The organism is Halanaerobium sp. DL-01, from assembly GCF_003338615.1.
GTDB lineage: Bacteria > Bacillota > Halanaerobiia > Halanaerobiales > Halanaerobiaceae > QPJE01.
On sequence record NZ_QPJN01000026.1, the window covers coordinates 26,738 to 34,843 of the forward strand.

At 34.0% G+C, this 8,106-nt stretch carries 9 protein-coding genes; 8 read left to right on the forward strand and 1 reads right to left on the reverse strand.

The features are described 5' to 3' along the window. Position 1 precedes the first annotated feature (1 nt). The 5 genes from pstB (at position 2) to DER71_RS09125 (ending at position 4,154) form a co-directional block, all read left to right on the forward strand. Complete coding sequence (gene pstB, locus DER71_RS09105) at positions 2-745, forward strand: phosphate ABC transporter ATP-binding protein PstB (protein ID WP_199505545.1); 744 nt, start codon at positions 2-4, stop codon at positions 743-745. A gap of 22 nt (positions 746-767) precedes the next feature. Then, positions 768-1,418, forward strand: a complete 651-nt coding sequence (phoU, locus tag DER71_RS09110; RefSeq protein WP_114457451.1) for a phosphate signaling complex protein PhoU — start codon at positions 768-770, stop codon at positions 1,416-1,418. 80 nt (positions 1,419-1,498) lie between these two features. Beyond that, positions 1,499-3,226, forward strand: coding sequence for an ABC transporter ATP-binding protein (locus tag DER71_RS09115; RefSeq protein ID WP_114457452.1), 1,728 nt, complete (start codon positions 1,499-1,501; stop codon positions 3,224-3,226). Between the two features lie 72 nt (positions 3,227-3,298). Then, positions 3,299-3,859, forward strand: a complete 561-nt coding sequence (locus DER71_RS09120; RefSeq protein WP_114457453.1) for a PspC domain-containing protein — start codon at positions 3,299-3,301, stop codon at positions 3,857-3,859. Beyond that, positions 3,849-4,154 (forward strand): LiaI-LiaF-like domain-containing protein, encoded by a 306-nt coding sequence (locus DER71_RS09125; protein ID WP_114457454.1) that lies wholly within the window; start codon positions 3,849-3,851, stop codon positions 4,152-4,154. The genes DER71_RS09120 and DER71_RS09125 overlap by 11 nt, the downstream gene beginning before the upstream one ends. A 32-nt stretch (positions 4,155-4,186) precedes the next feature. On the opposite strand, the gene DER71_RS09130 is transcribed toward DER71_RS09125, so the two are convergent. After that, a complete protein-coding gene (locus DER71_RS09130; protein WP_114457455.1) occupies positions 4,187-4,696 on the reverse strand; it encodes a biotin transporter BioY in 510 nt (169 codons plus the stop codon). A 296-nt stretch (positions 4,697-4,992) separates the two neighbouring features. Between DER71_RS09130 and ispE the strand changes: the two genes are divergently transcribed. The 3 genes from ispE (at position 4,993) to glnA (ending at position 7,794) form a co-directional block, all read left to right on the forward strand. Then, a complete protein-coding gene (gene ispE / locus DER71_RS09135; protein ID WP_114457456.1) occupies positions 4,993-5,853 on the forward strand; it encodes a 4-(cytidine 5'-diphospho)-2-C-methyl-D-erythritol kinase in 861 nt (286 codons plus the stop codon). Positions 5,854-6,065: 212 nt separating this feature from the next. After that, positions 6,066-6,470: a MerR family transcriptional regulator gene (locus tag DER71_RS09140; RefSeq protein WP_114457457.1), complete on the forward strand. Its 405-nt coding sequence runs from the start codon at positions 6,066-6,068 to the stop codon at positions 6,468-6,470. Continuing rightward, positions 6,463-7,794 (forward strand): type I glutamate--ammonia ligase, encoded by a 1,332-nt coding sequence (gene glnA, locus DER71_RS09145; RefSeq protein WP_114457458.1) that lies wholly within the window; start codon positions 6,463-6,465, stop codon positions 7,792-7,794. Before DER71_RS09140 ends, glnA begins: the two co-directional genes overlap by 8 nt. Positions 7,795-8,106: the final 312 nt, after the last annotated feature.

Genomic DNA, 8,106 nt, shown 5'->3' on the forward strand with positions numbered 1-8,106 from the left:
AATGGAAGTTAAAAATTTAGACTTTTATTATGATGATTTTAAAGCTTTAAAAAATATAAATATGCCTTTAGAAGAAAATAAGGTTACTGCATTAATTGGTCCTTCAGGATGTGGCAAATCCACTTTTTTAAGAACTTTAAATAGAATGAATGATTTAATAGATAAAACAAAAGTTGAAGGTGAGGTTCTTTTGGATGGAAAAAATATTTATTCCAGTGAGGTTGATGTAGTAGAATTAAGAAAAAAAGTTGGTATGGTGTTTCAGCAGCCAAATCCTTTTCCAAAATCTATTTATGATAATGTTGCCTATGGGCCAAGAATCCACGGTATAAAAGACAATGCAAAACTTGATGAAATAGTAGAAAAAAGTTTACGAGGTGCTGCTCTTTTTGATGAAGTAAAAAATCGACTAAATGATTCAGCTCTTGGTCTTTCTGGAGGACAGCAGCAGCGCCTATGTATAGCCAGAGCTTTAGCTGTGACCCCCGAAGTTTTACTGATGGATGAGCCAGCATCAGCTTTAGATCCAGTTGCTACTGCAAAAATAGAGGATTTAATAGCAGAATTGAAGAATAATTATACTATAGTAATTGTTACACACAATATGCAGCAGGCTGCCCGTGTATCTGAGTTAACTGGTTTTTTCCTTATGGGTGATTTAGTAGAATTTGATAAGACAGATAAAATATTTGAGAATCCAGCCGACCAGAGAACTGAAGATTATATAACCGGACGGTTTGGATAATATAAAAATAGGAGGTTAAGATATGAATGCCAGCAGAAGAAATTTTCATGAAGAATTAAATTCTCTGCAGAACGATATGTTAAAAATGGGAAGTTTTGTTGAAGAATCAATTCGCAGAAGTATAGAAGCTTTAAAGAATGGAGATTTAGAATTGGCAAATCAGATTTGCAGAGATGACGATATAATAGATGATTATGAAGTTAATCTGGAAGAGAAATGCACCAGATTGATAGCACTACAGCAGCCAGTTGCTATTGACCTCAGAAAAATAATAGTCATATCCAAACTTGCTACAGATCTGGAGAGAATTGGTGATCATACCTGTAATATAGCAGAAATGGTTATAAATATTGGTGAGAATAATTTAATTAAGCCTTTAATAGATATACCTAAAATGACTGATTTAGTAACCAAAAGATTAAGAAAAAGTCTTGAAGCTTTTGTAGATATGGATATAGAAAAAGCAAAAAAAGTTGTAGAAGGAGATGAGGAAATTGATATTTTAGACCAGCAGATAATTAGTGAACTAATAACAATAATGATTGATGATCCAACAACTATAGAACAGGCAACATCACTGATGTTTGTAAGTAGATTTTTAGAAAGAATAGGAGACCATTCAACAAATATATCTGAAAGAACAATATATATGAAAACAGGCCAGCGGTTATAAACTGCTGGTTTTTTTGCATTCTCAAATCTCCTGTGATAGAATATCTTTTTAGAATGAAAGAGAATTGAGGAGGCAGAAAAATGCTCAAAAAATTTGCAGGTTATTATAAAAAACACTGGAAATTATTTCTGCTGGATATTTTTGGAGCTTTTATTATGTCCGGGCTGGATCTTGCATTTCCAGTAATTATGAGGACCCTGATAGATAAGCACTTTCCGGATAAAAATATAAATATGATTATACGTATGGTAATTATATTATTTATACTTTATCTGCTGCGATATGTTTTTCAATATATAGTTAATTATTGGGGACATGTGGTAGGTATAAGAATGGAGGCTGATATGAGATCAGACCTTTTTTCCCACCTGCAGAAGCTGTCTTTTAAATTCTATGATAACAATAAAGTTGGTTATCTGATGTCAAGAATTATAAATGACCTCAGCAATATATCCGAATTAGCCCACCATGGGCCTGAGGATCTTTTTATTTCACTGGTTTTGCTTGTGGGGTCTTTCTTTATTCTGCTAAATATGCACTGGCGGCTGGCCCTGCTGACATTTATATTATTACCGTTTATGTTCTTGTTTTCTCTCAAATTGGGAGAAAAGATGTATAATTCTTTTAAAAATATAAAAGAAAAAGTGGCAGAGGTTAATAGTATTATAGAAGACAGTTTAAGTGGAATTAGAGTGGTAAAATCATTTACAAATGAAGAATACGAATACGAAAAATTTTGCCAGGGGAACCACAGCCACCGCGAATCGCGAGAATATGCTATGAAAAACATGGCACAATTTCATTCTGGCATGAATTTATTTACAAATTTTATAACATTAATTACTCTTGGCGCTGGAGGGTATTTTATCTATCAGGGAAATTTAACTACAGGTGAGATGGTTGCTTTTTTATTCTATGTTAATATGTTTATCAATCCAATCAGAAGGCTGGTTAATTTTAATGAACAGCTGCAGCGCGGTATGGCGGGTTTTTCTCGCTTTACTGAGATTCTTTCGGTAGAGCCAGAAATTAAAGATCTGCCTGGAGCTGTAGATCTAAAAAATGTTAAAGGACATATTCAGTATGTTAATGTTACTTTTGGTTATGACAACCACTCTAAAGTATTTAATAATATCAATATAGAGGTAGAGCCAGGTAAAACTGTTGCTTTTGTCGGTCCTTCTGGGGCAGGTAAATCAACTTTATGTAAACTTCTGCCCAGATTTTATGAGATTGATTCAGGTGATATTTTGATAGATGGTATAAATATAAAAAATATAACTTTAAGTTCACTGCGGCGAAATATAGGTATAGTACAGCAGGATGTATTTTTGTTTAATGGAACGGTTAGGGATAATATTGCATATGGCAGTTCAGATGCCTGTGATGAAGAAATTGTTGATGCTGCTAAAAAGGCAAATGCACATCAGTTTATTCTTTCCTTACGAGATGGTTATGATACCAATATAGGGGAAAGAGGAGTTAAACTTTCTGGTGGACAGAAACAGAGGATTTCTATTGCCAGATCCTTTTTAAAAAACCCTCCCATATTGATTCTTGATGAAGCTACTTCTTCCCTGGACAATAGAAGTGAAAAGATTATTCAGGCTTCACTGGAAAAACTGGCAGAAGGTAGGACCACTTTAGTTATAGCACACCGCCTGTCTACTGTTATAAATGCTGATGAAATAATTGTGCTGACAGACAAGGGGATTATGGAGCGCGGAAAACACAATGAACTTATAAATAAAGATGGAGTATATAAACAGCTATATAATGACCAGTTTTCCACAAAGCTGTCAGGCTGAAATTATCTGATATATATTTTTTCTATCTGCAGCTGCTGCTGGGGGCTTTTTATATAGAAAGGGTTGAATTCAATGAAAAAAAGAATTTATAGATCAAGAGATGACAGAATCATAGCAGGGATTTGTGGAGGGCTGGCTGAATATTTTAATATTGATGCAACTCTAATTAGACTTGCTTTTATTTTTATCTTTATATTTCAGGGAATCGGATTGATTGCTTATTTAATTTCCTGGTTTATAATTCCTGAAAAACCGGAGGAAAAAGAACAAAAAGAGCAGTACTATCTTCCCACACAAGATAATAATATAAAAAATGGTGCAGAAAAAGAAGATGATTTTTATTCTAATTACTATCAATCTGATGAACTTGAGAATGATAAGTATCAGGCTGACAAACAGTTTAATAAGGACCATCAAATTGAAGACCACAGAAGTTATGATTCTAAATTTGAAAATAATAATGTGTCAAATGAGAGAAATAAAACACTGGGGTTAATTTTAATAATTATTGGGGCTATATTTTTAGTTAATATTTGGATTCCGGAATTTTACTGGCAGAAATATTGGCCTGTTTTTTTGATTGCTGCTGGATTATTAATTTTGTTTAGAGGAGTAAAAAATAATGACAGCTGACAGCAAAAAAAGATTATTAATAGGTATAATACTCATTGCATTTGGTGTTATTTTTTTAGGTGAAAGTATGGGTAAATACAGTTTTGATTTTATCTGGTTTATAGGAAATTTTTGGCCTGTACTGCTGATTATCGCTGGCATGCATATGATACTGTTAAATTCTAAGCTGTGGTGGATTATTCCAGCACTGCTGATTATTTTTACAATTTATTTTATATATTTTCTTTCTCAGCACGGGGGCAGTGTCGGCTTACCATACAGGTTTTTTCGCTACTATCAGTTCAAGTTTAGATAATTATTATAAATACTTTTTATATTAAATACTTTTCATTTGAGGCGTCTGCTTATTACAGGGCCAGCAGTAATTAAAACTGTGATTTTGAGTATATCTCCTGGCAGAAACGGCAGAATAGTTAAATTTACTGCAGATAGTATATCTGTTCCGGTTAAGAAGATAAAATAACTGCAGCCGATTAAGTATGTTATAACAGCAGCTCCAAGATAAATAAAAAAATCCTTAATTTTGTTATCAGTATAATAACCTGCAGTCCAGGCAGCGGCAGGGAAGGCAAGCAGAAAACCACCGGTAGGCCCAAGAAGTATCCCTATACCTCCTGTCCCGGCTGCAAATACCGGCAGACCTGCTATACCTATCAGCAGATATATTATCTGACTTAGAGCACCATGTTTTTTGCCGAGAATTCTGCCCGAAAAAAGAACAAAAAATGTCTGTAAAGTTATAGGAACAGGTGAAAAGGGAAGTGGTACAATTATATATGCCCCTACTATTGTTAATGCAGCCATAATACCTGTTTTAACTATTTTTTTTGTGTTCATAAAAAACCTCCATGTTCCTGATTTATATTGAATAAATCATCAATTAAACTGACAACCATTTTATCATCAAACAGCAGGAATTTAAAGGCGATTAATGAATAAGTATATATAATCAATTAACTTTTATAGATGTAAAGCAGATTGGCTATATATTTACTGCTATAATCATGCAGCACCACCCCTAAAAGTATTGGACAGGCACCAATCAAGCATTTTATAATAATTATAGGGGTAAAAACAAATGGAAATTGAATAATTGAATATATGATTTAATTAAAATGGAGGAAATTATACATATGAATGAAATAGTTTTAAATGCTTATGCAAAAATTAATCTTGCATTAGATATTAAAGGAATATATGAAGATGGATATCACAGAGTGGAAATGATTATGCAGAGTATTGCTTTACATGACAGAGTAAAAGTAAGAAAGAAAAGTTCTGATATTATTGTTAACTGTTCAGATCCCTGTATTCCATTTGGAAAAGAAAATTTAGCTTTCCAGGCAGCTGAAATGTTTTTTTCGGAAAAAGAAATATCAAAAGGAGCAGAAATATATATACAGAAAAACATACCGGTTGCAGCTGGGCTGGCTGGAGGAAGTGCAGATGCTGCAGCAGTACTGAAGGGTTTATATAAACTTTATGATCTAAAAGAAGATTATATAGAAATGAGAAAGATTCTTTCTTCAATCGGTATGGATGTACCGTTCTGCCTAAAAGGGGGGACTGTTTTTGCCTCTGGAAAGGGAGATGAACTGGAATTTCTTCCTTCTATTAAAGAATATCCGCTCTTGCTTGTTACCCCTTCTGTACAGCTGAGTACAGCAGAAGTTTATGAGCTTTATGACCAGCTTCTCCCTGATGTAAAGATTGATATGGACAGTATATTAAAGAATTTAAAAGAAGATAAGGAAATTAACTGGTCACTTGACTGGAAAAATGTACTGGAAGAGCCGGCCAAAAAGTTAACTCAAGAAATTAAACAGGTGGAAAAGATAATAAAAAATACCGATAATCTTCTGTATATGATGTCAGGCAGTGGTCCCAGTGTGTTTGCTTTATATGACTCTAAAGAAAAAGCAGATAAAGCTGCATCAAACTGGCCGCGCAAAGGTGATTTTGTTATTTCAACCACAACTATGGGGCGGTATTAAGAACTGCGGATTTTTTCGTATTTGCTGATATTTTTCTACTGCTAAATCGACTTTTAGTGAGGAGATAAAAAACTCAAATCATTAATTAAACTTCTGTAAGTAAATAAAGAAGAAAATAAAATTGCAGAAAAACCTAACATGGAGTTGACATAACTTCTATTTTTATGTTATAATCTCTCTATAAATTACTGATGTTGAGGAGTGAAAATGAGATGGATAATGAAAAAACAATTACTATGAAAGAGGCAAAAGAAAGAACAGGTCTCAGTTCACGGCAAATTCGATATTATGATGAGCAGAATCTAATTTTTCCAGGAAGAACAAAAGGCAATCAGAGAATTTTTTCGGAAAATGATATTCAGAGAATGCTTAAAATTAAAGAATTTATTTCAGCCGGATATAATATTGAACGTATTAGAGAAAAACTCAATCCACCATCTTTTGAAGAATTGATTCCAGATGATCTTGATATTGATACAGCTGATTTAAAAAATCGCTTTAATGAAGATAAGCTTGATTCCCTCTTTCCTGTTTCAAATCGTTCAGCCCTGATCAAAAAACTTTCCATCAGTAAAAACCAAAATAAGTCCCATGGGGAGGAAAAAGAAAATGTCTGAATTAACACGAGAGAAAATTTTGCAGCTGGCAGAAAAAGAGGGTGTGGAATTTATTAGGCTTCAGTTTGTTGATGTTTTAGGTATTATTAAGAATGTTGCGATTACGATTGAACAGCTTCCAGAAGCTCTTGAAGGAAACATTATGTTTGATGGTTCTTCAATAGAGGGTTTTACCAGAATTAATGAATCTGATATGTATTTAAAACCGGATTATGATACTTTTGCTATTTTTCCGTGGAGGACAAATGGAGGTACAACCGCCAGAATGATGTGTGATATCCACACTCCAGATGGTGAGCCTTTTATAGGTTGTCCGCGAAGCACCCTTAAGAAAGTTATAGCTGAAGCAGAGGAGATGGGCTTTGAAATGTTTTCTGGTCCTGAACCAGAATTCTTTTTGTTTGAAAAAGACGAGAAGGGGAATGCCACTACTCGTACCCATGATAAAGGTGGATATTTTGATTTATCTCCTGTGGATATGGGTGGTAATGCCAGAAGAGATACTGTACTTGCTTTAAAAAAGATGGGATTTGAAGTAGAAGCAGCCCATCACGAAGTTGCTCCAGGCCAGCATGAAATTGATTTTAAATATGCTCCTGCCCTTCGCACAGCAGACAATATTACTACATTTAAATTTGTCACTAAAATAATTGCCCTTCAGCACGGATTACACGCAACATTTATGCCTAAACCTATCTATGGTGAAAGTGGATCAGGAATGCATGTACATCAATCCTTATATAAAAATGGGGAAAATGCTTTTTATGATCCTGAAGATGAGCTGCAGTTAAGTGAAGAAGCCTACTATTACATTGGAGGTCTTCTCAAACATGCTAAAGCCACTAGTGCAATCTTAAATCCTACCATTAACTCATATAAAAGGCTTGTTCCAGGTTATGAAGCTCCTGTTTATATTTCATGGTCAACACAAAATAGAAGTGCACTTGTTCGGATACCTTCTGCTAGACAAAACAGTACAAGGTTAGAGTTGAGAAATCCTGATCCTACTGCTAATCCGTATCTGGCACTTGCAGTTATGTTAAAGTCGGGTTTGGATGGAATAAAAAATAAAATAAATCCCGGAACTCAGACAACAGATAATATTTATGAAATGGAAGCACAGGAAAGGAAAGAAAGGGGTATAAGCAGTCTTCCAGGCAGTATTATAGAAGCGGTTAATTATTTAAAAGAAGATGAATTAATAAAAGATACTTTAGGTGAACACATTTTTAAACATTTTGTAGAAGCCAAAAAAATAGAGTGGTTGGTATATAAAAAACAGGTTCACAGCTGGGAAATTGAACAGTATCTAACAACTTATTAATTTAATTTACTAGCTCAAAAACTTTTCAGCCGTCAATCTCAATTATTAAGGAGTTTCCCCAAAATTTATTTTCAAGCTGCAAAAAGGGGGCTTTAGTCATCAACGAAATTTTTAGATTTAGCTAAAACTCAATTCGGGTGTGAAATAGGGCACACTAATCAATGAGTCCTCCTGACTCATGATTAGCTCACTCCATCCTGCAGTTCAACCCTATTTTTTCCTTCATTTCGTTAAGATTCATTGACTAAAAATTTCAATATTCCTGCATCTCCCCTTTTTGCAGCAGTATATAAAAAATGGGGAAAGTCCAGC

Bases quoted from the DNA above. Each gene is read 5' to 3' on its own strand.
- pstB (WP_199505545.1), top strand. From the start codon at position 2: ATGGAAGTTAAAAATTTAGACTTTTATTATGATGATTTTAAAGCTTTA.
- phoU (WP_114457451.1), top strand. From the start codon at position 768: ATGAATGCCAGCAGAAGAAATTTTCATGAAGAATTAAATTCTCTGCAG.
- DER71_RS09115 (WP_114457452.1), top strand. From the start codon at position 1,499: ATGCTCAAAAAATTTGCAGGTTATTATAAAAAACACTGGAAATTATTT.
- DER71_RS09120 (WP_114457453.1), top strand. From the start codon at position 3,299: ATGAAAAAAAGAATTTATAGATCAAGAGATGACAGAATCATAGCAGGG.
- DER71_RS09125 (WP_114457454.1), top strand. From the start codon at position 3,849: ATGACAGCTGACAGCAAAAAAAGATTATTAATAGGTATAATACTCATT.
- DER71_RS09130 (WP_114457455.1), bottom strand. From the start codon at position 4,696: ATGAACACAAAAAAAATAGTTAAAACAGGTATTATGGCTGCATTAACA.
- ispE (WP_114457456.1), top strand. From the start codon at position 4,993: ATGAATGAAATAGTTTTAAATGCTTATGCAAAAATTAATCTTGCATTA.
- DER71_RS09140 (WP_114457457.1), top strand. From the start codon at position 6,066: ATGGATAATGAAAAAACAATTACTATGAAAGAGGCAAAAGAAAGAACA.
- glnA (WP_114457458.1), top strand. From the start codon at position 6,463: ATGTCTGAATTAACACGAGAGAAAATTTTGCAGCTGGCAGAAAAAGAG.